At 58.4% G+C, this 24,227-nt stretch carries 23 protein-coding genes and 1 pseudogene; 10 read left to right on the top strand and 14 right to left on the bottom strand.

Annotated elements, in window-relative coordinates; translation table 11 throughout:
- Positions 1 to 28: 28 nt before the first annotated feature.
- Together nagK and cobB are read left to right on the top strand one after the other, a co-directional pair.
- On the top strand, positions 29 to 946 hold the full coding sequence (gene nagK, locus ACMGF7_RS22300; protein WP_049240230.1) for an N-acetylglucosamine kinase: 918 nt from the start codon (positions 29 to 31) through the stop codon (positions 944 to 946).
- 91 nt (positions 947 to 1,037) lie between these two features.
- Positions 1,038 to 1,874 carry a Sir2 family NAD+-dependent deacetylase gene (cobB, locus tag ACMGF7_RS22295; RefSeq protein ID WP_049240229.1) on the top strand — a complete coding sequence of 279 codons (837 nt, stop codon included), beginning with the start codon at positions 1,038 to 1,040 and terminating at the stop codon, positions 1,872 to 1,874.
- Between the two features lie 111 nt (positions 1,875 to 1,985).
- On the opposite strand, the gene ACMGF7_RS22290 is transcribed toward cobB, so the two are convergent.
- The 3 genes from ACMGF7_RS22290 to ACMGF7_RS22280 form a co-directional block, all read right to left on the bottom strand.
- Positions 1,986 to 3,164, bottom strand: a complete 1,179-nt coding sequence (locus ACMGF7_RS22290) for a glycosyltransferase (protein WP_049240228.1) — start codon at positions 3,162 to 3,164, stop codon at positions 1,986 to 1,988.
- Positions 3,165 to 3,363: 199 nt separating this feature from the next.
- Positions 3,364 to 4,407 (bottom strand): spermidine/putrescine ABC transporter substrate-binding protein PotD, encoded by a 1,044-nt coding sequence (gene potD, locus ACMGF7_RS22285; protein WP_015377584.1) that lies wholly within the window; start codon positions 4,405 to 4,407, stop codon positions 3,364 to 3,366.
- Positions 4,337 to 4,654 (bottom strand): hypothetical protein, encoded by a 318-nt coding sequence (locus ACMGF7_RS22280; RefSeq protein WP_152903402.1) that lies wholly within the window; start codon positions 4,652 to 4,654, stop codon positions 4,337 to 4,339. The genes potD and ACMGF7_RS22280 overlap by 71 nt, the downstream gene beginning before the upstream one ends.
- Between ACMGF7_RS22280 and ACMGF7_RS22275 the strand changes: the two genes are divergently transcribed.
- The gene (locus tag ACMGF7_RS22275; RefSeq protein ID WP_420286714.1) at positions 4,644 to 5,354 is read left to right on the top strand and encodes a MurR/RpiR family transcriptional regulator; all 711 of its coding nucleotides are present in this window, start codon (positions 4,644 to 4,646) and stop codon (positions 5,352 to 5,354) included. The genes ACMGF7_RS22280 and ACMGF7_RS22275 overlap by 11 nt on opposite strands.
- A gap of 12 nt (positions 5,355 to 5,366) precedes the next feature.
- Here the strand turns inward: ACMGF7_RS22275 and ACMGF7_RS22270 are convergent, their stop codons facing one another.
- The 7 genes and pseudogenes from ACMGF7_RS22270 to ACMGF7_RS22240 all read right to left on the bottom strand — a co-directional run bounded on the left by ACMGF7_RS22270 (position 5,367) and on the right by ACMGF7_RS22240 (position 11,977).
- Positions 5,367 to 6,752, bottom strand: coding sequence for a glycoside hydrolase (locus ACMGF7_RS22270; protein ID WP_420286713.1), 1,386 nt, complete (start codon positions 6,750 to 6,752; stop codon positions 5,367 to 5,369).
- Between the two features lie 24 nt (positions 6,753 to 6,776).
- Positions 6,777 to 8,336, bottom strand: a complete 1,560-nt coding sequence (locus ACMGF7_RS22265) for a PTS transporter subunit EIIC (protein WP_164095007.1) — start codon at positions 8,334 to 8,336, stop codon at positions 6,777 to 6,779.
- A 219-nt stretch (positions 8,337 to 8,555) separates the two neighbouring features.
- Positions 8,556 to 8,939 (bottom strand): annotated as a pseudogene (locus ACMGF7_RS22260) (ABC transporter permease subunit); the annotation flags it as partial.
- Positions 8,940 to 9,722: a spermidine/putrescine ABC transporter permease PotC gene (gene potC / locus ACMGF7_RS22255; RefSeq protein WP_004941147.1), complete on the bottom strand. Its 783-nt coding sequence runs from the start codon at positions 9,720 to 9,722 to the stop codon at positions 8,940 to 8,942.
- A complete protein-coding gene (gene potB, locus ACMGF7_RS22250; protein ID WP_004941149.1) occupies positions 9,719 to 10,579 on the bottom strand; it encodes a spermidine/putrescine ABC transporter permease PotB in 861 nt (286 codons plus the stop codon). Before potB ends, potC begins: the two co-directional genes overlap by 4 nt.
- Complete coding sequence (gene potA, locus ACMGF7_RS22245) at positions 10,563 to 11,678, bottom strand: spermidine/putrescine ABC transporter ATP-binding protein PotA (RefSeq protein ID WP_004941151.1); 1,116 nt, start codon at positions 11,676 to 11,678, stop codon at positions 10,563 to 10,565. The genes potB and potA overlap by 17 nt, the downstream gene beginning before the upstream one ends.
- Positions 11,679 to 11,686: 8 nt before the next feature.
- Positions 11,687 to 11,977, bottom strand: a complete 291-nt coding sequence (locus ACMGF7_RS22240; RefSeq protein ID WP_130054910.1) for a hypothetical protein — start codon at positions 11,975 to 11,977, stop codon at positions 11,687 to 11,689.
- A gap of 57 nt (positions 11,978 to 12,034) precedes the next feature.
- On the opposite strand from ACMGF7_RS22240, the gene pepT reads away from it, so the two are divergent.
- The 6 genes from pepT to ACMGF7_RS22210 all read left to right on the top strand — a co-directional run bounded on the left by pepT (position 12,035) and on the right by ACMGF7_RS22210 (position 18,611).
- A complete protein-coding gene (pepT, locus tag ACMGF7_RS22235) occupies positions 12,035 to 13,264 on the top strand; it encodes a peptidase T (protein ID WP_004941154.1) in 1,230 nt (409 codons plus the stop codon).
- Between the two features lie 313 nt (positions 13,265 to 13,577).
- Positions 13,578 to 14,708, top strand: coding sequence for a tail fiber domain-containing protein (locus ACMGF7_RS22230; RefSeq protein ID WP_164095008.1), 1,131 nt, complete (start codon positions 13,578 to 13,580; stop codon positions 14,706 to 14,708).
- Between the two features lie 157 nt (positions 14,709 to 14,865).
- Positions 14,866 to 15,135, top strand: a complete 270-nt coding sequence (locus ACMGF7_RS22225) for a hypothetical protein (protein WP_152903400.1) — start codon at positions 14,866 to 14,868, stop codon at positions 15,133 to 15,135.
- Between the two features lie 28 nt (positions 15,136 to 15,163).
- Positions 15,164 to 16,990, top strand: coding sequence for an S-type pyocin domain-containing protein (locus tag ACMGF7_RS22220; protein ID WP_239504279.1), 1,827 nt, complete (start codon positions 15,164 to 15,166; stop codon positions 16,988 to 16,990).
- On the top strand, positions 16,987 to 17,259 hold the full coding sequence (locus ACMGF7_RS22215; RefSeq protein ID WP_015377598.1) for a hypothetical protein: 273 nt from the start codon (positions 16,987 to 16,989) through the stop codon (positions 17,257 to 17,259). Before ACMGF7_RS22220 ends, ACMGF7_RS22215 begins: the two co-directional genes overlap by 4 nt.
- Positions 17,260 to 17,522: 263 nt before the next feature.
- Complete coding sequence (locus ACMGF7_RS22210; protein ID WP_049240223.1) at positions 17,523 to 18,611, top strand: malate/lactate/ureidoglycolate dehydrogenase; 1,089 nt, start codon at positions 17,523 to 17,525, stop codon at positions 18,609 to 18,611.
- A 42-nt stretch (positions 18,612 to 18,653) separates the two neighbouring features.
- Here the strand turns inward: ACMGF7_RS22210 and ACMGF7_RS22205 are convergent, their stop codons facing one another.
- The 3 genes from ACMGF7_RS22205 to phoP form a co-directional block, all read right to left on the bottom strand.
- Positions 18,654 to 19,775: a cupin domain-containing protein gene (locus tag ACMGF7_RS22205; protein ID WP_044031419.1), complete on the bottom strand. Its 1,122-nt coding sequence runs from the start codon at positions 19,773 to 19,775 to the stop codon at positions 18,654 to 18,656.
- 84 nt (positions 19,776 to 19,859) lie between these two features.
- Positions 19,860 to 21,317 (bottom strand): two-component system sensor histidine kinase PhoQ, encoded by a 1,458-nt coding sequence (gene phoQ, locus ACMGF7_RS22200; protein WP_049240262.1) that lies wholly within the window; start codon positions 21,315 to 21,317, stop codon positions 19,860 to 19,862.
- Positions 21,318 to 21,322: 5 nt separating this feature from the next.
- Positions 21,323 to 21,994 (bottom strand): two-component system response regulator PhoP, encoded by a 672-nt coding sequence (phoP, locus tag ACMGF7_RS22195; RefSeq protein WP_004941169.1) that lies wholly within the window; start codon positions 21,992 to 21,994, stop codon positions 21,323 to 21,325.
- A 379-nt stretch (positions 21,995 to 22,373) separates the two neighbouring features.
- Here phoP and ACMGF7_RS22190 point away from each other — a divergent pair, with 379 nt between their 5' ends.
- Positions 22,374 to 23,393 carry an ADP-ribosylglycohydrolase family protein gene (locus tag ACMGF7_RS22190; protein WP_049240222.1) on the top strand — a complete coding sequence of 340 codons (1,020 nt, stop codon included), beginning with the start codon at positions 22,374 to 22,376 and terminating at the stop codon, positions 23,391 to 23,393.
- Positions 23,394 to 23,414: 21 nt separating this feature from the next.
- On the opposite strand, the gene ACMGF7_RS22185 is transcribed toward ACMGF7_RS22190, so the two are convergent.
- Positions 23,415 to 24,179: a GntR family transcriptional regulator gene (locus ACMGF7_RS22185; RefSeq protein ID WP_085336317.1), complete on the bottom strand. Its 765-nt coding sequence runs from the start codon at positions 24,177 to 24,179 to the stop codon at positions 23,415 to 23,417.
- Positions 24,180 to 24,227 lie beyond the last annotated feature (48 nt).

Raw genomic sequence — 24,227 nt, 5'->3', positions numbered from 1 at the left:
CCCCGTTTTTTTAGCCTGGGGGTGGGTTATGTACTACGGTTTCGATATGGGCGGCACCAAGATTGAGCTGGGGGTGTTCGACGGCAACCTGCAGCGCATTTGGCAAAAACGGGTGCCGACGCCGCGTGAAGATTACCGGCAGCTGCTGGCCACGCTGTGCGATCTGACCCTTGAGGCGGATGCGTTTTGCGGCCGGCGCGGCAGCGTCGGCATCGGCATACCGGGCCTGCCCAACGATGATGATGGCACGCTGTTTACCGCCAACGTGCCGGCGGCGATGGGGCGGCCGCTGCCGCGCGATCTGGCGGCGCTGATCGGGCGCGAGGTGCGCGTCGACAACGACGCCAACTGTTTTGCGCTGTCGGAAGCCTGGGACGACGAGTTCCGCCGCTACCCGACGGTGCTGGGCATCATCCTCGGCACCGGCGTGGGCGGCGGCCTGATCGTCGATGGCAAGACGGTGCCTGGGCGCAACTATATCGCCGGCGAGTTCGGCCATTTGCGCCTGCCGGTGGACGCGCTCGAGGTGCTGGGGCGTGATGTGCCTCGCGTTGCCTGCGGGTGCGGCCATCACGGTTGCATTGAAAATTACATATCGGGCCGCGGTTTCGAATGGATGTACGCCCATTTCTATGGCCGGCGCTTGCCTGCCACCGAGATCATTGCGCATTATCAGGCGTGCGAGCCGCAGGCGGTGGCTCACGTCGATCGCTTTATGGACGTGCTGGCGATCTGCCTGGGTAACCTGCTGACGGTGCTGGATCCGCACCTGGTGGTGATCGGCGGCGGGCTGTCGAATTTCGACGCCATTTACCAGGCGTTGCCGCAGCGGCTGCCGGCGCACCTGTTGCGGGTGGCCCGGCTGCCGCGCATCGAGAAGGCGCGCTATGGCGACGCCGGCGGCGTGCGCGGCGCGGCGTTCCTCAATTTGGCGCGCCCAACGTAATGGGCGTTGAGGCCGGGCGTGAATGTATGCAGCCCACCACGCCTCAACGTCCAGTAAGAAGGGTAAACAGGGAAAAGTAAGGAGAGAGTTAATGCACACTCGCCATCGGCTGTGTCAGTTTCGCAAGAGTAAGCATGTGCTGCATCAGCGCTTTCGTTCACGCATTTTTCACCGTGACACCATGGCGGCGGCCGAGCTGAAAAAGCCGTTTGTGGTGGTGTTGACCGGGGCCGGCATTTCGGCCGAGTCGGGTATTCGCACCTTCCGCGCCGCGGATGGGCTGTGGGAAGAGCACCGGGTGGAGGACGTCGCCACGCCGGAAGGTTTTCAGCGCGATCCGGCGCTGGTGCAGGCGTTTTACAACGAACGCCGCCGCCAGCTGCAGACGGAGGACATTGCCCCGAACGCCGCGCACCGCGCGCTGGCGGATCTGGAAGAGTGGCTGGGGGACAACTTCCTGTTGGTCACGCAAAACATCGATAACCTGCATGAGCGCGCCGGCAGCAAGCGGGTGCTGCACATGCACGGCGAGTTGCTGAAGGTGCGCTGCACCCAGTCGGGGCAGGTGTTCGAATGGCCCGGCGATCTCAGCGTTGACGATCGTTGCCATTGCTGCCAGTTCCCGGCGCCGCTGCGGCCGCACGTGGTGTGGTTCGGCGAGATGCCGCTGGGCATGGACGACATCTACCAGGCGCTGAGCAAGGCCGATTTCTTCGTCGCCATCGGCACCTCCGGCCATGTCTATCCGGCGGCCGGCTTCGTGCATGAGGCGCGGCTGGGCGGCGCTTACGCGATGGAGCTGAACCTGGAACCGAGCCAGGTAGAGAGCCAGTTCGACGAGAAACACTACGGTCTGGCCAGCGAAGTGGTGCCGCGTTTTGTGCACAAGTTCCTGGTGGGCAAGGTGGCGCGAGCCGACAGGCCATAACGGTGTTTGGGAATGAAAAAAGCAGATGCGAGTTGTTCGGATCTGCTTTTTTCGTCGACATTAACGCATTCGGCGTTTGATGCGATAATAATAATAATAAAAAGAAATTTCCTATTTACTTTTGTAGATAGCGTCGATCAACTTGAAATAAGCGTCGGGAGCATGCGCGCTTTTTATTCTCTCGATTGATGCTTGCGCTTTGACGATAATTTCTGCTTTATCGGCAACGGCGCTGGATATATTTTTCTTCAGCCCGGCCACAATGGCACTGCGAACTTTCTCTTTGTCATTGAAACTACTGATGACAATCTCTTTGAATTTATTGCATGGCACGTCGATCATCCAGCCTGATTCCGCGGGGTTTATTTCTGTCAGCGCACGAACGCTGGTTGTCATCACCGGGCATCCGCAGGCCTGCATTTCCAATACAGAATAACCATAAGTGTCACCCCATGTTGGCAACAACCCAATCTGGCTGGTAATGAATTTTTGCATCACTTGCTCATTAGGAACTGATGCAAAATGGGAAATGCAGGATAAATCTTTTACGAGTGACTCAATGCGCTCATAGAATGGCAGGTCATCCTTGAATTCTCCATGAACATAATTGTCTCTTTTGCTCAGATCGCCGATCAAGGTCACATCAATGTCGTCAGCCAAAATATCTCCGCTCTCAATCAGCTCGCTGACGGCAAGGACGATTTCAGCGCCGCCTTTACGGTAGAAGTCCCGGCCGACAAAGATGAGCTTGACCTTGTCTGAGCCGGCCGGCTTGTCGGCTATCGATGATACCAGCAGTTGCTGAGGCGGATGAACGATGCGCATCTTGCTTTTAACTGAATCGGCAAGGGCGGGGTATGCTTCAAGCACAGCCATTTGAATATTATAAGCGGATTGCGATAATGCTAAAATACCGAGGCAATTATTGTCAGCGATGGCTGACAGCAACGTTGCGATCTTTTTGTTCTGAACATAGCCATTTTCCCCATCCGGTTTTCTATGGGTGTCCATGATTCCCGGAACTCTTGGGATAGCCGTTTCAAAGGTTGCAACCCACTTTTTATTTATTAGCCCGACATGATTGAAAAAGTGAAATACATCAACATTATCAGAGGACTTTTCTGCAAGCGGTTTAAAAAGGAATGACGGCGCTTTTTTTAACAGTTTACCGTTCAGGAAATTAATGTATTTGAATAGATTCTTTTTATCGAAGTTGAGGAAGTCGTTGCTTTTATTCCCAGTAATGCACCGCTTTTCAGGGTATCCATTGCTCGCAATTCCGATACGCATCCACCACCTCATAATAAATAAAAAAATGTAATGATCTAGTCAATATACCGCTATCCATGCATAATTACAAGATTTATCCAATGCATTAACATTGCCGTATTATTACAGGGTCGTGCCTTATTGAATAATGTAATAGATCCAGGCAACTTCGCTATCCACCTTATGGTGGATAGCGAAGTTAATCACGTTGCTTTGACGATCAGCGCCCGGCTTTCAACTTTTGGAAGTAGCTTTCGTACAGCGTGCTGGCGTCGCCGACGTCGTTTTGCCACTCGCCGTGCTCAATCACCGCCTTATCCGGGTAGAGAGACTTGTCGTTGGCAATCTCCGGCGACAGCAGCTTCTTCGCCGCCAGGTTCGGCGTCGGGTAACCGATGGTCTCCGCCACCTGCACCGCGATTTCCGGCCGCAGCAGGAAGTCGATCAGTTTCAGCGCCCCTTCGACGTTGCGCGCGTTGGCCGGAATGGCCAGGCTGTCCATCCAGAAGATCCCGCCTTCCTTCGGCCAGACGATCTCCAGCGGCGTGCCGGCCTGGCGCGCCACAAAGGCCGAACCGTTCCACACCATGCCGACGTTGACTTCCCCTTCCATAAACGGGTTGCCCGGGTTGTCGGAGTTGAAGGCCAGCACGTTCGGCATCAATTTCTGCAGTTCGTGGTAGGCGGCTTCGATCTCTTTCGGGTCAGTGGTGTTGCCGGAATAGCCCAGCTTGAGCAGCGCCATCTGGAACACTTCACGCGCGTCGTCGGTCAGCAGCAGGCGGCCTTTGTACTGCGGTTGCCACAGATCGGCCCAGGAGGTGACGGTGGACGGATCCTGCGCGTCGCTGTTGACGCCGATGGCGGTGGCACCCCAGATGTAAGGAATGGAGTAGTCGTTGTTGGGATCGAACGGCTTGTTCAGCAGGGTGGGATCGAGATCCTTGAAGTGGCTGAGCTTGCTCTTGTCGATTTTTTGCAGCATGCCTTCCTTGCTCATCTTGGCGATGAAGTAGGTGGAAGGCACCACCAGATCGTACGCGCCGTCTTTGTAGGTCTTCAGCTTGGCGTACATGCTTTCGTTGGATTCATAGGTGGAATAGATCACCTTGATGCCGGTTTCTTTGGTGAACTGCTCCAGCAGCCCCGGCGGGACGTATTCAGTCCAGTTATAGAAATACAGCGTTTTGCCGTCAGAGGCGTTTGCAGAGCAGAAACTCAGCGCCATCATCCCGGCTGCGAGCAGATGTGACCACTTTTTCATGCAGCGTATCCTTCAGCAGTAGTGAGCCGAACCCGTATGGGCTGCCGTTTTCGGCCGCGCCATACCCCAGAAAGGGGCCATTATAGGGGCCGGGGCGGGGTGGGTAAAGGCGGTTATCCCACTGGCAAATCAAGGGGTTCAGCGCCTTAAAGCGCATCACAATTTGTGTGTCTCGCGCTGGACAGGCGGTGAAGCGCGTGCGAAACAATAATTTTGGCGAATAAACGAGGGCAGCGATGAATTTCAAACAGGTCTTCAGCCAGACTGAGCTCAGCAAGACGGATCTGACGATTTTGCACTGCATTCTCGACAACCCGGACGCCTGCATCGACGACGGCATCCGTGCGGTGTCCGCACGCTGCTACAGTTCCCCCTCGACGCTGGTGCGGCTGGCTAAAAAGCTGGGCTTTCGCGGCTATCTCGAACTGGTCTATTTCATCAAGTTCAACCTGACGATGGCGCCGGCCTACCAGGCGGAACGCGCTACGTCGGCGGCACCGCCGACCCAGCAGACGCAGTTTCTCGATCTGCTCGACAACGGCAAGATCCTGATCCACGGCAGCGGTTTTTCGCAGCTGGTGGCTCAATATATGTACAACAAGTTTATGACGCTGGGTGTAGACAGTTATCTGTCGCTGTGGCCGGATTTCGACATTCTTGACCGTGAGACGCGCTTTCGCTTCGACATGGTGATCGTGATTTCAAAGTCGGGCAACAGCGGCTCGGCGCTGAGCTGGGGCGAAGCGGTGAAACGTAACCGCATTCTGCTGGCGGCCTTCTGCGGCGACGGCGACAGCCCGCTGGCGCAGCAGGCCGACATGACCTTTCTGTTTGAGGACCGGCAAAAATACGATCACGATATCTACTATCCCAACCCGTTTTTCGGCCACTGTCTGTTGGGATTCGAGAATGTGATCACCGCCTGGTTTGAACGACGCGGCCGCTGACGGCCGCGTCGTTTAGCGCCAGTGCCCGGCATACGCGCGGTGGGCCTGCAGGTACTCCTCCACCAGCGTTTTCGCCAGCGAGTAGGAGTTGACCAGCGGGTGCACCATCAGCGCTTTGATGGCCAGTTGGCGGTTGCCGGTCAGGATCGCCGCCACCGCCAGCCGTTCGTACTCTTTCACCTGCGAAATCAGGTTTTTCTGGGTGTCGGGAATATCGCGCATTTTGACCGGCTGAATGCCGGCGCTGCTCAATTCGCAGCTGATTTCGATCACGTCATCCAGGTGCAGAAAATCGAGCGTGTCGCGGTTTTGCATCGACACCACCACGCGTTTTTGCCGGCCGCTGTTGACCGCCTCCAGAATGTCGATCGCCACCCCGGCATAGCCGCCGCTGTCCGGCTGCTCGATAAACTGTTGCAGCGTCAGCATCTCGCGCGTTTTCACCTTGCCCTGGTTGGACTCGCGCTGCATGTAGGAGTTTTCGCGCTGCAGATAATGGCTGAAATAGACAGAGAAGGCGTGTTCCAACTGGTGGGGGATGTCCAGCTCGCCTAACTCTGACAGCATTTGGCGGTTGATCGCCGCGATTTGTTCGCCGCGGGTCTCGCCGCCCGCGACGATGGCGGCGATCGCCTGCTCACGATAGTAGTAATAATAGAGATACTCGTTGAGCATCAAATTGTCCGACAGCGCCACCAACTCTGGCGAGAAGTATTTCATGCAGGTATCACGATACAGGCGCGGATCCGCCAGCAACCGTTCCGTGACCGGTTCGCCGTTGACGCGCGCATTGCGGAACCAGGAAAGATGGTTGAGGCCGAAGCAGTCGACGCTCAGTTGGTCTTCGCGGCAGCCCAGCAGCTCGGCCAGTTCGCGGATAAACTCGCTGGGGGCGTCGCAGATGCCATAGACCCGGCGCTGGAAGCCGGATTTGATGATCGCCTCGGTCACCATGCCGGAAGGATTGGTGAAGTTGAACAGGACCGCGTCCGGTGAGGAAACCTGTTCGATCAGGCGGCAATAGTCGAGGATCGCCGGAATCGAACGCATCGCCATGGCGAAGCCGCCGGCGCCGGTGGTTTCTTGCCCGAGCAACTGGTGATTGAGTGCGATGCGCTCGTCATGGATGCGGCCTTCCTCGCCGCCGATGCGCAGGGTGGTGATGATGTAGTCGGCGCCTTGCAGCGCCTGGCGCGGATCGCTGCTGAGGCTGAAAGCAATGTCGCCGCGAATGCGCTGGAATACGCCCTGCGTGAGGGCGCCGTAGATCGCCAGATGGCGCTCATCGGTATCCATAAACACCACTTCGGTAATGCCGATGCGATGGGCGTTATAGGCGATGGATTTGGCGAGGAACGGGGAACGCACGCCGCCGCCGCCGAGAACGGTTAATTTCATTCGATATCTCCCATTAATAAAGCGTTAGAGTGTCGCTAAATATTTTTCTACCTGATTTTTGACCTTGCCGACCGTGACGCCGTAAATTACCTGCACTTCACGGCGATTCTTCACTACGCCTTTGGCGCCGGTGCTTTTTAACGCGGCTTCATCCACCCGCGTCATATCCTTTAATTCCACCCGCAGTCGGGTAAAACAGTTATCGACGGAAATAATGTTTTCCTTGCCTCCCAGCGCGCGAATAATGATGCCGCTCGGCTCGTCCGGGGTATTTTTGCGGTTCCGGTAATCCTGTTTGGAATAGAGTCTGACGTCCTGATCATCTTCACGACCCGGCGTCTTCAGATTGAGCTTCAGCACCAGCGTTTTGAACACCAGGTAATACACCGCAAACTGCACCAGGCCGATGACCACGTACAGCGGCCAGCGGGTGAGGGAAACCGGCAGCGGCAGGTTATAGGCCAGGAACTCGACCAGCCCGCTGGCGCCCCAGGGGCGCACCTGGAACAGGTTGCAGACCACCTGCGACAGCGCGGTCAACACGGCGTGGATCACCCACAGCAGCGGAGAGATAAACAGGAAGGTGAACTCTATCGGCTCGGTGATGCCGACCAGGATCGAGGTGGTGATGGCCGGGATTAGAATCGCCTTGGCCAGCATTTTCTTTTCCGGCTTGGCGGTGTGATAGAAAGCCAATGCCGCGCCCGACAGGCCGAAGATGGTCACCATCCCTTGCTGCGAGAAGCGCAGCGCTTCGTTCATCAGCGGCGAGATGCTCGGGTCGCGCATATAGGCCAGGAAAATCGCCTGCGAGCCGGAGACGGTCTGGCCGTCCTGCACGATCGAACCGCCGATGCTGGTAAGCTGGAACGGCGACCAGATAAAGTGGTGCAGCCCGGTGGGGATCAGGAATTTCTCAAAGAAGCCGTAGACGAATACCCCGAGCGAGCCGGCGCTTTTCATAAAGCCGGTCAGCGCGATCAGGCCCTGTGAGATCGCCGGCCACAGGTAGCTGAAGGCGACGGCGTACAGCATGATGATCGGCGTCATGGCAATCAGCACCAGCTTGGCGCCGCCGTAGACCGAGAACACGCCGTTGAGTTCGACGTTGCACAGGCGGTTATGCACCCAGGCGATGGTGACGCCGAGGATAAGACCAAGGAAAATGCCCATATCCACCACGGTAAAACCCAGCAACTCCGTCTGCCCGGTGCCGTAATATTCGCCGTTGATCTTGGCCGCGACGTGGCCGCTGAATTGCAGATAAGAAGAATTGGCGCCGAGGAACATGATAAAGCACATCACGGCGACCAGCGCCGCTTCGCTTTTCTTGTCTTTGGCCAGGCCGTAGGTAATGCCGATGCAGAAAATCAGCCCGAGGTTGCCGAATAATGGCCAGAAGGTATCGCCGATCATTTTACCGATAGAGAAGACAGCGGAATGTTCATTGATTAATGTGGCATTGGTGAGAATAGAACTGAGCGCCAGGATCAGACCGATTACCGGCAGGAAAAATATCGGCCCCATCATGGCTTTGGAGAAAAGCTGCAGCTTGCTTAAGATATTATCGATAATACCTTTCATGGCAGTTCCTTTTTATATTTTAATGGATGACGACGTTGCTGAATAAACTCCCTGGAAGCGAGAAAAAAATAAGGCACCTTGCCTGAGTTCAGTTATAGGGGGAAGTTTTCGCCGCTGCAATCGGCGGGGCGGAAATAGGCACCGATGGTCAGGGAGTGACAACCGGTGCCGGTTGTGAAGGGGATCACAACCGGGCGCCGCAGCGCCCGGCGGGAAGGGTTACTCGGCCTTGGGCGAGCGATCGCGCATCACCCACTGGCTGGCGATCACCAGCACCAGCGACAGCAGCAGCAAAATGGTGGCCAGCGCGTTGACCTCCGGCGAGACGCCGACTTTCACCATCGAGTAGATCTTCAGCGGCAAAATCTCGTAGCTCGGCCCGGTGACGAAGGAGGAGACCACCACGTCATCCATCGACAGGGTGAAGCTCAGCAGCCAACCGGCCGCCACCGCCGGCATCGCCAGCGGCAGGATGATTTTGCGCAGGATGGTGAACTCGCTTGCGCCGAGATCGCGCGCGGCTTCCAGCATCTTCACGTCGAAGCCTTTCAGGCGCGCGTAGACGGTCACCACCACGAACGGCAGGCAGAAGGTGATGTGCGATTACTCGGCCTTGGGCGAGCGATCGCGCATCACCCACTGGCTGGCGATCACCAGCACCAGCGACAGCAGCAGCAAAATGGTGGCCAGCGCGTTGACCTCCGGCGAGACGCCGACTTTCACCATCGAGTAGATCTTCAGCGGCAAAATCTCGTAGCTCGGCCCGGTGACGAAGGAGGAGACCACCACGTCATCCATCGACAGGGTGAAGCTCAGCAGCCAACCGGCCGCCACCGCCGGCATCGCCAGCGGCAGGATGATTTTGCGCAGGATGGTGAACTCGCTTGCGCCGAGATCGCGCGCGGCTTCCAGCATCTTCACGTCGAAGCCTTTCAGGCGCGCGTAGACGGTCACCACCACGAACGGCAGGCAGAAGGTGATGTGCGAGAACAGCAACGACCAGAAGCCGAGCGAAATGCCCAGCAGCATGAACAGCACCAGCAGCGAGATGGCCATCACGATATCCGGCGACATCATCACCACGAACAGCATGCCGCCGACAAACGGTTTGCCGCGGAAGCGGTAGCGGTACAGCGCCACCGCGGTCAGCGAGCCGATCAGCGTGGCGAAGGTGGCGGAGAGCACCGCCATGGTCAGCGAGTGGCCCGCGGCCTGCAGCAGGCTGTCGTTATTCAGCAGGGTGCTGTACCACTTGGTGGTAAACCCTTGCCAATTGATGCCGAAGCGCGAGGCGTTGAAGGAGTTGACGATCAGGATGACGATCGGGATATACAGATAGGCGTATACCAGCGTCATAAAGCCGCCGCGCAGCAGACGTCCGATCATGCCAGATCCTCCTTCTTGTTCAGCAGGCGTGCGGCCCGGTAATAAACCAGCAGCAACAGCCCCATCACCAGCGTCAGGCAGATGCTGGTGGCCGCGCCGAACGGCCAGTCGCGGATATTGAGGAACTGGCTTTTAATCACGTTGCCGATCAGCAGGTTTTTGGCGCCGCCCATCAGATCGGCGACGAAAAACAGCCCCATCGCCGGCAGCACCACCAGCAGGCAGCCGGCGATAATGCCCGGCATGGTCAGCGGCACGATGATGCGGATAAAGGTTTGCAGCTTGCTGGCGCCGAGGTCGCGCGCCGCCTCCAGGCAGGACTTATCGAGCTTTTCGATGCTGGAGTAGAGCGGCATCACCATAAACGGCAACAGGATATACACCAGGCCGAGGACGACCGCTTCCGAGGTGTACATGATGCGCAGCGGCTTGTCGATGACGCCGATCCACAGCAGCGCGTCGTTGAGATAGCCGCGGGTGCTGAGAAACAGCTTCAGGCCGTAGATGCGGATCAGCGAGTTGGTCCAGAAGGGCACGATCAGCAGAAACAGCAGCAGCGGCCGCACCTTCTGCGGCAACCGCGCCAGAATAAAGGCGAACGGATAGCCGATCGCCAGGCAGCACAGGGTGGCGATCAGCGCCATGTTCAGCGAGTGCAGCAGCACCTGGGCGTACAACGGATCGAACAAGCGCCGGTAGTTGTCCAGCGTGAACACCATCTGCACCAGGTTGGCGTCGTCGCGGGTCAGGAAGCTGGCGCCGATGATCATCAGGTTCGGCATGAACACGAACAGCAACAGCCAGGCGACGACGCCGACGATCACCACATTCTGGAAGACTTTACGCGATTTCTTCATCGGCCAGCACCACCTCCCAGCTTTCAACCCAGGTTACCGCCATCTTCTGATTGAGCGAGTGATCGACGTCCGGATCGTCTTCGTTGAAGAACTCGCTGACCATCACCGTTTTGCCGCTCTCCAGCTCGACCACCGATTCCAGCGTCATGCCTTTGTAGTTGCGCTCGCGCACGTAGCCGATCAGCCCGTCGTGCTGCGCGCTGTCGTTCACTTCTTCCACCCGCAGATCCTCCGGACGCAGCAGCACCTTCAGCTTTTGGCCCGGCTCTACCGGCAGATCGGCGTAGATGTCGCACTCGCGGCCTTCCACGTTGGCGCGCACCCGCTGCGGATCGAGGCGTTGCAGGACCACCGCGTCGAAGATGTTGATCTCGCCGATGAAGCTGGCGACGAACAGGTTCTTCGGCTCTTCGTAGATCTCACGCGGCGTGCCGTCCTGCTCAATGCGGCCTTCGCGCATCACCACGATGCGATCCGACATGGTCAGCGCCTCTTCCTGATCGTGGGTGACGAACACGAAGGTGATGCCCAGTTTGCGCTGCAGCGCTTTCAGTTCGTTCTGCATCTGCTTGCGCAGCTTGTAGTCCAGCGCCGACAGCGATTCGTCCAGCAGTAGCACCTTCGGCTTGTTGACCACCGCGCGGGCGATGGCCACGCGCTGCTGTTGGCCGCCGGAGAGCTGGCCCGGCCGCCGCTTGGCAAAGTCGTCCAGCTGCACCATGCGCAGCGCCTCTTCGACGCGCGGCGTCAGTTCCGCCGCCGGCACCTTTTGCATGCGCAGGCCGAAGGCGACGTTGTCGAACACCGACATGTGCGGAAACAGAGCGTAGCTTTGAAACACGGTGTTGACGTGGCGATGTTCGGCCGGAATGGCGGTGATGTCCTGGCCGTCGAGCACGATGCGGCCCACATCGGCGTCTTCCAGACCGGCGATCAGGCGCAGCACCGTGGTTTTGCCACAGCCGGAGGGGCCGAGAATGGTGAGGAATTCGCCGTGGTTAATCGTCAGATCCAGATCGGCAATGATGGTTTTGCCATCGAACGCTTTGCTCAGGGCATGCAGTTCAACAAGGGGAGTCGGAGAGGATGTCTCAGTCATTTATCGTATTACTCTATCCCGTGGGCTAATGCAGATAGAACCGTAACTGGAAAAGACTGCCGGAGCTTGCGGGAATGCCCGCTGATCAAATGAAGCTCAAACCAGTTACGCCAATGGAAATTTTTCGAGCGCGCATGATAGACGCTGAATGCCGGAATTGAAAGCCGATCCGGCCCAGATGCCGCGTTTTTCATCATGATAGCGACAAATGACCCTGTGATGACAGCATTATTCCCCTCAGAAATCATCACAAAGATTAATGATATTGGCGAATTCTGGTTAAAAATGACCTGACGCAATATTTGATCCTGATCGGTTCCGCATAATGAAACGCGATATTCTGAGGGGCCGCTACCATGGACAAATTACTTGACCGCTTTTTCAACTACGTCTCTTTCGACACCCAGTCCAAAGCGAACGTAAAGCATGTGCCGAGCACCGACGGGCAGTTGAAGCTGGCGCGTGCATTGCAGCAGGAAATGATCGCGCTCGGCTTCGAGCGGGTGTCGCTCAGCGAACACGGCTGCGTGATGGGCACCTGGCCGGGTAACGTCGCCTGGCCGGTGCCGGCGGTCGGTTTCATCGCCCATCTGGATACTTCGCCGGATTTCAGCGGTAAACACGTCAATCCGCAGATCGTCGAGAACTATCGCGGCGGCGACATTGCGCTCGGCATCGGTGATGAAGTGCTGTCGCCGGTGATGTTCCCGATCCTGCACCAAATGCTGGGGCAGACGCTGATCACCACCGACGGCAAAACGCTGCTGGGCGCCGACGACAAGGCGGGCATCGCCGAGATCCTCACCGCCATGGTGCGCCTGCGCGCGCGCAAGATCCCGCACGGCGACATCCGCGTGGCCTTCACTCCGGACGAGGAGGTGGGCAAGGGGGCGCAGCTGTTCGACGTGGCGGCCTTCAATGCGGAATGGGCCTACACGGTGGACGGCGGCGGCGTCGGCGAGCTGGAGTGCGAAAACTTCAACGCCGCCTCGGTGACGATCAAAATCCTCGGCAACAGCGTACACCCCGGCAGCGCCAAGGGAGTGATGGTCAACGCGCTGTCGCTGGCGACCCGCATTCATCAGGCGCTGCCGGCGGACGAAGCGCCGGAGACCACCGAAGGCTACCAGGGCTTTTATCATCTCAGCAGCATCAAGGGCAGCGTGGAGCGCGCCGAAATGCACTACATTCTGCGCGACTTCGAGCGCGAAGGGTTCGAGGCGCGCAAGCGCAAGATGGTGGACATCGCTCGCGAGGTCGGCAAAGGTCTGCCGCGCGATTGCTATATCGAAGTGAGCATCGAAGACAGCTATTACAACATGCGCGAACAGGTGGCGGAGCACCCGCACGTGATCGCGCTGGCGCAGCAGGCGATGCGCGATTGCGACATCGAACCGGTGATGAAGCCGATCCGCGGCGGCACCGACGGCGCGCAGCTGTCGTTCCGCGGCCTGCCGTGCCCGAACCTGTTCACCGGCGGCTACAACTACCACGGCAAGCACGAGTTCGTGACGCTGGAAGGCATGGAGCAAGCGGTGGCGGTGATCATGCGCATCGCGGCGCTGGCCGCCGAGCGGGCGCGGTAAACACCTTCGTTCCCCGGCCGGCTTGGCCGGCCCGCATTCCCTTTTCTGATCCGCCCGGCGGGGCTCAGCGCGCCCGCCGTTATCTTCTTCTGTTCTCTTTACGGTTCCCAGTCTCATGGTTGTTTCGTTCACCACACAACCCGCGGTGAGGGAATCCTATTATCCTTCGAGATAAAGTGCTGGTTATGCGCACAGTGTTGCTGTGTGCTTAACCGGTTTTACAGCTTCGGTGTGGTGAGCCCAGTCGCCAGGGGATGCTGGGGGAATGAGCGCTGTTAACCGCCATCAAACAGGACGTAAGAGGGTAACAATCATGGCAGAAGAAAAGAAAAATGCTCAGGTGATTAACGGCGTTAACGACGATATTACCGAACTGAAATCGCTGTCTACGCTGCGCCAGCGCGTGGTCAGCGACGGTGAAATCGTCTCCAAATCGGCCAATGGTTTTCGGCTGGCAAATGGCAATACCGGCGTGATGCTGCGTAACGACGGCCAAAACTTTTATATGCTGGCCACGCTTGAAGGACAGGCTCAGAGCGGGCAGTGGAGCACATTACGTCCTTTCGGATTTAACCTCTCTTCCGGCAGGGTTGCGTTGCTTAATGGTGTTGATATCTCAGGCGGAGCAACGGTTTCACACAATGCCGGTATTTCCGCGGTGACCACCGGCCCGGCCTCCCTCATCAATGGGCAAGTCTATAACTCTGCGTCTGTCAAAAGTGATTTCACCGGTGGCGGAGTCACCTCATCCATTGTAATGGGGACTCGTGTTATTCCTGGCAAGGATAATTTGGGTGTGATCTCTTATCGTGACTGGCAGGGAAACTGGAATGAACTCCAGGTCAGAGCTAACGCTGAGCTTTCGGTGGGGCAACTGATCAAACGCAATCCCGATGGATGGATTTCAGCACAGGGAAACAAAAGCGTTGATAACAACACTGGGCGTGTCACTAATGGGTTGCACCTGCAAGGCCACCAGGACAGATATGTTAGCGTATACCACCATGAAATCCTTGGTTCCCACCATAAGCTTGTATTCCGCGTTGCTAACACCGGGGCAGATGGCTGGTTTGCTTTCCATAACGACGGTAACGCCTTTGCCAACGGCGCCTGGCACAGCAGCTCCGACGCCCGCATGAAAACGGACATCACCCAGATTGCCGGCGCATTGGACAAGCTGGCCAATATCGGCGGCTACACCTACCTCAAACAGGGCGTACCGGAGGCCGGGGTGATCGCTCAGGAAGTGGAGAGCGTATTGCCGCAGTCGGTCACCCAAACCGAATTAAAACTTAATGACGGCAGCGTGCTGAAGGATGCGCGGGGCATCAATATCAACGGCGTGGTAGCGCTGTTGGTTGAGGCGCTTAAGGAAGAACGAGCGGCCCGAGAAACGCTGGAATCGCGGTTGGCGGCGTTGGAAGGCAAAATTCTCGACCAATAACAATAATGAAACGGCGATTTATTCAATCTCTGTGAGCCGGAAATAAAATTGAGAGTCCAGCGACGCAGAAATATTTCTGTGTGTTGATGCTTTTCCGAAAGGGAATAAATCGCCTTCAGTGCATCTGATGGAATAGTAATATCCAGGAGAAAATAATATGCCACAGGAACTGAATGGCCATGGTCCTACCGCTGGAGATTATATGGGCGGCAGCGGCGATAATCTCAATGCTCGACCTGATGGTTCGACGCCAGGCGGCTCGAACGGTAATGGCGGCAGAGACAGTAGCAGCAGTGGGAACACCCAGGCGGCAGCCATGCAGCGACAGATGAACGCCATTTTAAGTGACGTCAACTTTAATAATGTGCTGAAAGAGTTACAAAAAAAAAGTGCGTGCGGTGGCGCCTTACGCAAAGGTTTACCTTAGTGGTGTTGATTATACCGGCAGAGTACAAGTGAGTGTTGATGGAATTAGAAGCTCGGAGGAAGCTGCCGTTAGCAACGCTATCGCATCCGTTTCACAGGTTAAAAACGTACTAGGCATGGGGTTCCCTAATCAAGGTGGAGTCGGGTTCTCAGGGAATATAGATACCGGACATGGAATCGGAAATTATCAAGGTGTTCCTAATGGAAACCATAATGGCAGTAATTCTGCCGCAGAGGATAAGGCGTCATTAGCCACCTATTCCGAGGTGCTTAATGGAACAATCCCACCGGGTTTCTGGCTTGATAATAATAGGGTGATGACAGAAATTACGGAGCAGTATGAGATCAGCGGCGGCGGCAAAGGGAGCGATCGCACAGGGTATCGACAACGTAATGTCGAAGTGCCTTCTTTAACCTCAGCCTATCAACAATTTAAGCAGGTAGAACGAGAAGTGGCCGAAGAGGCCCGTAAAGCTGAGGAGGCCCGAAAGGCGGAAGAGGCTCGCAGAGCCGAAGAAGCTCGTAAAGCTGAGGAGGCTCGCAAAGCCGAGGAAGCCCGAAAGGCGGAAGATGCACGCAAGGTAGAAGCAGCCAGAAAAGCGTTGTTCGCCAAAGCGGGTATTATGGACGCTCCGGCGTATACGCCGGAAAAGCTAAAAGCGGCCAATGCGGCGTTGGCGGCAGCAGGTGCCATGGTGCTCAACCGTGCGCCCGCGATGCTGCAGACGTCGGTAATCGGGCAAGGCGTGATGACGACCACGAGCGAACTGGCCGGCTGGGCAGCGAGCGCGTCGTGGCGGGCAGCCTACGAAATTGGCAGTATACGCGCCGGCACTGTGGTCGCCGCCGGATCGGTGCTGGGGACTTTTGCCCTTGGTTTCTACCCGTCGGAGGTCGGTGCAGGGAGCGACCGGGTACCCGGGCGGGATGTCAATTTGTTTGCCCTCCAGGCGAGCCTGGCGGCAGCGGGCCGGGCGACCATCCAGCCCGGCATGACCTCGGTCGATTTGCCGGTGCGCGGGTTTATCACCACCGACGACGACGGGAGACAGAGCGTCAACTTTGTCAGGACGGGGGTTGGCGGCGTATCGCCGAGTGTGCCGGTATTCAGACCCGTTCGCGATGAGCTGACGGGGCTGGACAAAATCACGCTGCCGGCGGTGGCAGGCGCACCGGCCAGAACGATACTGATCAACCCGGTGCCGACCGGGCCAGCCGCGCCGGCGCATACCGGCAACGGCTCACCGGGGCCTAAATCGCCAGTGCATACCGGCACCGGCATCAGGCAGGCGGACAGCATCGTGGTCACCACCTTCCCGGCGGATGTGGTGCAGGATCTGCAAGACTTTATCCTGTGGCAGCCGGATGCGACGGAGATTGGTGTAGAGGCCATCTATGTGATGGTGAACAAGCCCTATGGTGAAACCAACGCCAGGGGCAAATACAGCGGTCGTGAATACAACACCAATAAAGCTGGGGGCCCCATCCAGAATCTGGATTGGAAAGGGGCCAGCATCGACCGTGCCGGCGTGGATAAGGTGAAGCTGCATACTGGGCGTTTTACAGAGTCAGACGCTAACAAAGTGATGATCGGCCGCCTGGAAAAAATCTTGAAGGGAGAACTGCCTCCCACCGATACTGACAGGCGATTTTATACACATGAGATCAGGGAATTGGAGCGTTATCGCAATTTGGGTATTAGAGATGGATCGGTGCCAGATAATCAAGGGGAAGTGTGGAATAATACGCATACTGCGACGTTGGAAGATTATCAATTAGGCAACAGCGAGGCTTTGCTCTATACGCAGGAGGCTTTAGACGCTGCTGAACAACAAGAGTTGAGGATGCTAAAATGATTGATTTAGAACGCTTGGCAAAAGAAGAAAAAATTTCTGACGTCATTGCCTTTTTGGTGAGAAATGAGGATGGGTTTGGTTATCCCCAAATGGATCGATTCTTTAGTCGCCATAATTTTACAGTAATTGGGAATGGTGAATTCAGACGGGTGTTCGAACAGTTACGTCAGAATGGCGTTATTGAATGGGGTGACAAAATGCTTGTTAAAAAAGGCCCCAACTGGAAAGAGCCGAAATTTGTAACCGAGAAAAAATACGGTATCGAATAGCCATAGTTATGGTCTGATTAGTGCATCTTTAACCCCCAGCAAACGAAATTTTGTTGGGGGTTTTCTTTTTTGGCTGGTGGGGGCGCCATAACCTGAGCCTTGTGCCGGGTGGCTAAAGTAGCGGCGCCCGCTCTTTTCGTCGCCTGGGCTAACGTGCGGATACCATAGTTAAAACGGGACGCTTGCGATTATCATAATCGCTTGCCGCAACAAGGCGTTGCTCATAGTGTTGAAGCCTATTCCCCACGCATAAGGACCGCATGATGAGCACCGAATATCGCATCGCCAGCCCGCATTTGGCGCAGTTCGTTCAGGCGATTTGGCGCCAGGCCGGCAGCACGGCGCGTGAAGCCGAGCTGGTGGCCGAGCATCTGGTGCAGGCCAATCTGGCCGGGCACGACTCGCACGGCGTCGGCATGATCCCCAGCTACATGGCGTCGTTGGCGCAGGGGCAATTGCAGCTCAATCAGCATGCCGAGGTGGTGCGCGACGCCGGCGCGGTGCTGACGCTCGACGGCGCGCGCGGCTTCGGCCAGGTGGTGGCCAGCGAAGCGATGGCGCTGGGCATTGAACGCGCCGGCAAGCTGGGCCTGGCGGCGGTGGCGCTGCACAACGCGCACCATATCGGCCGCATCGGCCATTGGGCTGAACAGTGCGCCCGCGCCGGTTTTATCTCGATTCACTTCGTCAACGTGGTAGGCGATCCGATGGTGGCGCCGTTCGGCGGCAGCGATCGCCGCTTCGGCACCAACCCGTTCTGCGCCATTTTCCCGCGGCCGGGCCGCACGCCGCTGCTGTTGGATTTCGCCACCAGCGGCATCGCCTTCGGCAAGACCCGGGTGGCTTATAACAAAGGCTTGTCGGTGGCGCCGGGCTATCTGATCGACGAACACGGGCAGCCAACTGCCGAACCGAAGGTGATGCATGAAGCGCCGTTCGGTTCGCTGCTGCCGTTCGGCTTGCACAAAGGCTATGCGCTGGCGGCGATGTGCGAGATCCTCGGCGGCGCGCTCTCCGGCGGCCGCACCACCCACGACGCCACGCTGAAAGCCGAGAGCGACGCCATCTTCAACTGCATGACGACCCTGATCCTCGATCCTCAGGCCTTCGACGCCCCGCAAATGCAGGCCGAGGCCGAAGCGTTTATCGGCTGGGTGAAGGCGTCGCCGCCGAGCGGCGAACAGCCGATCGCGGTGCCGGGAGAATGGGAAGAGGCCAACCGCGCGGCGCGGCTGGAGCAGGGCATACCGATAGACGTCAATACCTGGCGGCAGATTTGCGCGGCGGCGGAGCAGGCGGGCATGGCGAATGAAGCGCTGGCCGGTTTTCGCGCGCAGGCGCGGCAAGCATAAAAAAAAGCCACCCGATAGGGTGGCTTGTTCGCGTACTCGCAATCAGTCGTTAAAATACCAATAGCCGCTGTTGACCAGCGCGGTCAGCAGCGCCAGGAACGACGGATCGTCCACCGCGTCGCCGAGCAAAGTGGCATCGACGCTGAAGTGCTGGCACAGGGCGTCTGCGGCCTGCAGCTGGTCGGTGTCGATCAGTTCACCGTTGACGAAGCAGCGATCGCCGATGCGCAGCACGCGCAATCCGCCCAGGCGCTGCAGCGCTTCACCCTGTTGCAGCAGTTCGTAGATTTCCCCGGCCTGATACGGCGGCTCCGGCGGCGCCAGATCCAGCTCGTGGCGCGACTGGGAGATAAACTCGCCGAACCAGTGCTGGAAGTGTTCCGGCTGTTGCACCAGATCCAGCATCATCTGCCGTAAGGCGTCCACTTCCTGCGGCAGGATCTCCGCCGGGTGTTCGCGCAGTTTAACGTCCGGATCGCCGTAGCGTTTGCTGCCGAGCTCGCGCGCCAGCACGTAATCGGCGAAGCCGCTCACCAGCTCGCGGCCGTTCGGCGCGCGGAAGCCCACCGAGTAGTTGAGCGCGTTTTCCAGCGCGTAACCTTCATGCGGGAAGCCCGGCGGAATGTAGAGAATGTCGCCCGGCTCCATCTCTTCGTCGATGATGGCGTCGAACGGCTCGACCTGCAGCAGATCCGGGTGCGGGCAGTGCTGTTTCAGCGGCGTTTTTTCCCCAACGCGCCAGCGGCGGCGGCCAGTGCCCTGAATGATGAACACGTCGTACTGATCGAGGTGCGGGCCGACGCCGCCGCCCGGCACCGAGAAGGAGATCATCAGGTCATCCATCCGCCAGTCCGGCAGTTGGCGGAACGGGCGCATCAGCGCGGCGGAAGGCTCATGCCAGTGGTCCACCGCCTGCACCAGCAGCGACCAGTTGTTTTCGCTCAGGTGGTCGAAGCTCTCGAAGGGGCCGTGCGCAACCTGCCAACGGCCGTCCTGGTGGCTGACCAGACGGCTGTCCACTTCGTTTTCCATCGCCAGCCCGGCCAGCTCATCCGGGGAGATCGGATCGATAAAGTTTTTGAAGCCGCGCTTCAGAATCACCGGACGCTTTTGCCAATAACGTTGCAAAAAATCGTTCCAGTCCAGATCTAATTGATAATCCATGTTCTATTCCAGGATAGGGGAGTGAGCCTGAGTGCGATTATAACGGAAGTTTGGCCCCGTGGATCGGGGCCGCAGCGGCATAATTTACTCGTTGTGGTGGGTGTCGTGCTGGCGGGCGAAGGTGACCTGCATGCGCGCGCCGCCGAGCGGGCTGTCGCTGATGACGATTTCGCCGTCGTATTGCTCGATGATCTCCGCCGCCACCGACAGGCCAAGGCCCTGGCCGGGGCGCAGGGTATCCACCCGCTGGCCGCGCTGGAAAATCAGCTGGCGCTTGCTTTCCGGGATGCCCGGGCCGTCGTCGTCGATAACGATGGTGAGGTTTTTCTCGGAGTGCAGCGAGGTGATCTCCACGAACTCCAGGCAGTATTTGCAGGCGTTTTCCAACACGTTGCCCATCACTTCCATAAAGTCGTTCTTCTCGCCCATAAAGGTCACTTCCGGCGAGATGTCCAGCGTGATCGCCACCCCTTTGCGCTGGTAAACCTTGTTCAGCGCCACCACCAGGCTGTCGAGCAGCGCCGGCACCGAGTGGATCTCGCGCGTCAACACCGTCTGGCCGGAGTTGATGCTGGCCCGGTGCAGGTAGTAACCGATCTGCTGCGAGATGCGCCCGATCTGATCCAGCATGATCGGCTCGGCTTCTTCGATGGTGGTTTGCTTGCCGCTGCGCAGCGAGCGCAGGGTGCTTTGCAGCACCGCCAGCGGCGTTTTCAGGCTGTGGGTCAGATCCGACAGGGTGGTGCGATATTTGGTGTAGCGCTGGCGCTCGTTGCGCACCAGAATGTTCAGATTGCGCACCAGCCCGCGCAGCTCGCTGGGCGGGTTCTCATCCAGCTGATCGCGCTCGCCGTTCTCCAGCTCGCCCACCTGATTGACCAGCGCCTTGATCGGCCGCAGGCTCCAGTAGGCCGCCAGCCACAGCAGCGGCACCACCAGCAGCAGGTTGGCCAACAGCACGTAGCTGAACCACTCCCACACCACGTCGGATCGCTGCAGCTCCTGCGGAATGCTGTCGACCACCACGATGGTCAGCGCCGGCAGGCGAGGCGTGGCGGCATAGGTGTTGACCGCCACCGAGTGGGTCAGCGCGTTCTGATCGGTATCGTCGTAATTCTTCAGCTGATCCTGCGCTTTGGGGTTGTCCCCCAGCACTTCGCTACTGACGCGGGTGTCGGTGTCGATTTCGTAGAAGCCGGACTCCTCCAGCCATTCCTTGTTGATCAGCTTCTCGAGCTCCGGCACCTTGCGCTGGCTCCACAGCAGGTTGCCTTTATCGTCGTAGATAAATACCAGCGTCGGGAAGTTGAGATCGAGATCGGGGGGAATGGCGATGGTGAGCTTGTTGTCTTTCCACTGCGCCAGGCTGAAGAACAGGTTGCTCTCGCCGCGCAGCAGACGGAAGGCGGTTTTGTCGAAGCTGACGATATAGCCGACGACCGCCACCAAACCGTAAGAGAGCGACAGCGCCAGGATCACCCCGGCGGTCGCCATCAGGAAGCGGGCACGCAGCGAAAACGGTTTTTTATTCTTGTTGAACATCATGTTCACTTCGCGTCAAAACGATAGCCCTGGCCACGTACCGTGGTGATCACTTCATGCGGGTATTCCGCCTGCACTTTCTTGCGCAAGCGGCCCATCAGCACGTCGATGGTGTGGCTTTCACGCAGTTCGGCGTCCGGGTAGAGCTGCAGCATCAACGAATCCTTGCTCACCACCTTGCCGGCGTTGCGGATCAGGGTCTCGATGATGGTGTATTCAAAGGCGGTCAGCTTGATCTGTTGATCGTTGACGCTCAGTTCGCGGCGCGACAGATCGATCTGGAACGGCGGCAGCACGATCACTTGCGAAGCCAGGCCGCTGTTGCGGCGCATCAGCGCCTGCATGCGGGCGATCACTTCTTCCAGGTGGAACGGCTTGGTGACATAGTCGTCGGCGCCGGCTTCCAGCACCGCCACTTTGTCCTGCCAGCTTTCGCGGGCGGTCAGCACCAGGATCGGCAGCTTGGTCTGATGGGCGCGCCAGCGGCGGATCAGGCTCAGGCCGTCTTCACCCGGCAGGCCGAGATCGACGATGGCGATATCCGGCGCGTGTTCCTGCAGGAAATAATCGGCTTCCTTGGCGTCTTCGGCCGCGTCGACCTGATGGCCCATCTCGCGCATCTGAACGGAAAGGTGGTGACGCAGCAAACCATTATCTTCAACAACCAGTACTCGCATAGCGAACTCCTGTGACTATGCGGGTGAACGTCCTGTCACCCACGCGATAAAAGGGAACACGCTCTGCGGCGTGTCAGGGAATAACGCGGCCACCTGAACCATTTTGACAAAAAGTGCTGAGGCTATGGTAGGTATAACCCGCCCGGCTCGCAAGAGAGCCGAAGCAATGTATTAAAATAAGCGTTATCAATTTGTTCGCCGACATTATCGACAAGCTCTGATAAACGTCGGATAAACAGCGGCGGGGCAACATTAAACGCAACTTAAACGCCCCAGGCATTGCCCGCGAAAGGGAAGTGTGAGCCGGGGCGCTTGATAAGCTTTAAAGGTACTAATAAGGTATTATTGAGGCAACGGTACATTTTCTCAGGAGCGACGGATGAAGCAATTAACCCAGGCAGAACGCATAGCGGGCGCACTTTACGGACAGATGCTGGGCGACGCGCTCGGCATGCCTTCCGAGCTGTGGCCGCGCGAGCGGGTTAAGCGCCATTTCGGCTGGATAGACGGCTTTCTCGATGGGCCGGCGGAGAACACCGCCGCCTGTTACTTCAAGGCCGGGCAATATACCGACGATACCGCGATGGCGTTAGCGCTGGCCGATGCGTTGCGGGAAGCGGAAGGCGAGGTGGTGCCGGAACTGATCGCCCGCAACGTGATCCGCTGGGTGGACAGTTTTGACGCCTTCAACAAGAATATTCTCGGCCCCAGTTCCAAACTGGCGTTGAGCGAGCAGAAGGCGGGCACGCCGATCGCCGAGTTGGAAAACAACGGCATCACCAATGGCGCGGCGATGCGCATTTCGCCTTTGGGCTGCGTGCTGCCGTCCGCGCCGCTGGAGGATTTCTGCCAGCAGGTGTGGCTGGCCTCCAGCCCGACGCACAAATCCGACATCGCCGTCGCCGGTGCGGTGGCGATCGCCTGGGCCGTCGCGCGAGCGGTGGAGGGCGCGGACTGGGCCTCGATTCGCCAGGCGCTGCCGGGCGTGGCGGAGTATGCCCAGCGCCGGCAGGAGACGACGTTCAGCCCCTCGCTGGCGGCGCGCATCGAGTTGGCGTTTCAGGTGGTGGATGAGGCCGCCGATCCCGAGCAGACCTCTGAGCGGATATATCAACTGATCGGCGCCGGGGTGAGCACCATCGAGTCGGTGCCGGCGGCGCTGGCGATGGTGCAGCTGGCGCAAACCGATCCTACCCGTTGCGCGGTGCTGTGCGCCAACCTGGGCGGCGATACTGACACCATCGGCGCGATGGCCACCGCTGTCTGCGGTGCGCTGCACGGTGCAGAAGCGATCGAACCCGGATTGCTGGCGGAGTTAAAACGGGTGAATCCGCTGGACGTTGAGGCGTATGCCCAGGCGTTCGTGCGTTTTCGCCGCCGCCGGCAGGGCGAGGCGTGAGCCGCCGCAAGGTGCAACGGGTCAGCTTTCGCTGGTAAATTCGTACATGTCGCTGCGGCAGAAGCTTTCGCTGTATTCGACAGGCTTCTTGCGGTGGTCGAACAACGTCTGGCGCACGATCAGCAGCGGCATCGGTTCTGATAGCTGCAGCGCCTGGCGGATATCGTCGTCGGCCATCGCCGCGCTGACCTGGCTGCGCAGCGAGCCCATCTCCACGCTATTGCGCCGGAAGTAGTCGTAGAGCGAGATGCCAATCTCGTCGATGTTGGCAATCGCCGCCGCCACCACGTAGGACACCGCCACCGACATCGGCCGCCGATCGATAAAGTGAATGCGTTTGAGTTGGTAGATCGGCGCTCCAACCGCCAGCTGGAGCCTTTCCGCCAGTGCGGCGCTGGCCGGCACCCGCTCGCGGCTGATCCATTGCGTGTCCGGCTGACGCCCCTGTTGCGCCGCCTCGCGCGAGAACCCTTTGATGTCCGCTAAAGAATAGCGCAGCTTCGGCGCGGGCCGTTGCGGCTGGATGAAGGTGCCGTAGCCGCGTGAACGGCCAATGATGCCGTCTTGCTCAAGGCAGGCCAGCGCTTTGCGCACCGTGATGCGCGAGATGCCGAGTTGTTCGGTGAACAGGCGCTCGCTGGGCAGGAAATCCCCCGCGCTCAGCAATCCTTGCTCGATAGCCTGGCGCACCGAGGCGTTAAAGCGCAGATACAACGGCATCGCGCCCGCGCTGGCCAGATCCTGCAGCAGTTTTTCCAGCAGACGCTGGTTGATCTCCTTGCTCATAGCTGACGGAAGTCCTGTAGCCGCAATGCGATGGCTTATTTAAGGGGA

The sequence above is a fragment of the Serratia sp. BNK-17 genome (genome assembly GCF_048684935.1).
In the GTDB taxonomy this organism is placed as follows: Bacteria; Pseudomonadota; Gammaproteobacteria; order Enterobacterales; family Enterobacteriaceae; genus Serratia; species Serratia nematodiphila.
This window is presented reverse-complemented; position numbering and strand designations above follow the sequence as displayed.

Bases quoted from the DNA above. Each gene is read 5' to 3' on its own strand.
- nagK (WP_049240230.1), top strand. From the start codon at position 29: ATGTACTACGGTTTCGATATGGGCGGCACCAAGATTGAGCTGGGGGTG.
- cobB (WP_049240229.1), top strand. From the start codon at position 1,038: ATGCACACTCGCCATCGGCTGTGTCAGTTTCGCAAGAGTAAGCATGTG.
- ACMGF7_RS22290 (WP_049240228.1), bottom strand. From the start codon at position 3,164: ATGCGTATCGGAATTGCGAGCAATGGATACCCTGAAAAGCGGTGCATT.
- potD (WP_015377584.1), bottom strand. From the start codon at position 4,407: ATGAAAAAGTGGTCACATCTGCTCGCAGCCGGGATGATGGCGCTGAGT.
- ACMGF7_RS22275 (WP_420286714.1), top strand. From the start codon at position 4,644: ATGAATTTCAAACAGGTCTTCAGCCAGACTGAGCTCAGCAAGACGGAT.
- ACMGF7_RS22270 (WP_420286713.1), bottom strand. From the start codon at position 6,752: ATGAAATTAACCGTTCTCGGCGGCGGCGGCGTGCGTTCCCCGTTCCTC.
- ACMGF7_RS22265 (WP_164095007.1), bottom strand. From the start codon at position 8,336: ATGAAAGGTATTATCGATAATATCTTAAGCAAGCTGCAGCTTTTCTCC.
- potC (WP_004941147.1), bottom strand. From the start codon at position 9,722: ATGATCGGACGTCTGCTGCGCGGCGGCTTTATGACGCTGGTATACGCC.
- potB (WP_004941149.1), bottom strand. From the start codon at position 10,579: ATGAAGAAATCGCGTAAAGTCTTCCAGAATGTGGTGATCGTCGGCGTC.
- potA (WP_004941151.1), bottom strand. From the start codon at position 11,678: ATGACTGAGACATCCTCTCCGACTCCCCTTGTTGAACTGCATGCCCTG.
- pepT (WP_004941154.1), top strand. From the start codon at position 12,035: ATGGACAAATTACTTGACCGCTTTTTCAACTACGTCTCTTTCGACACC.
- ACMGF7_RS22230 (WP_164095008.1), top strand. From the start codon at position 13,578: ATGGCAGAAGAAAAGAAAAATGCTCAGGTGATTAACGGCGTTAACGAC.
- ACMGF7_RS22225 (WP_152903400.1), top strand. From the start codon at position 14,866: ATGCCACAGGAACTGAATGGCCATGGTCCTACCGCTGGAGATTATATG.
- ACMGF7_RS22215 (WP_015377598.1), top strand. From the start codon at position 16,987: ATGATTGATTTAGAACGCTTGGCAAAAGAAGAAAAAATTTCTGACGTC.
- ACMGF7_RS22210 (WP_049240223.1), top strand. From the start codon at position 17,523: ATGAGCACCGAATATCGCATCGCCAGCCCGCATTTGGCGCAGTTCGTT.
- ACMGF7_RS22205 (WP_044031419.1), bottom strand. From the start codon at position 19,775: ATGGATTATCAATTAGATCTGGACTGGAACGATTTTTTGCAACGTTAT.
- phoQ (WP_049240262.1), bottom strand. From the start codon at position 21,317: ATGTTCAACAAGAATAAAAAACCGTTTTCGCTGCGTGCCCGCTTCCTG.
- phoP (WP_004941169.1), bottom strand. From the start codon at position 21,994: ATGCGAGTACTGGTTGTTGAAGATAATGGTTTGCTGCGTCACCACCTT.
- ACMGF7_RS22190 (WP_049240222.1), top strand. From the start codon at position 22,374: ATGAAGCAATTAACCCAGGCAGAACGCATAGCGGGCGCACTTTACGGA.
- ACMGF7_RS22185 (WP_085336317.1), bottom strand. From the start codon at position 24,179: ATGAGCAAGGAGATCAACCAGCGTCTGCTGGAAAAACTGCTGCAGGAT.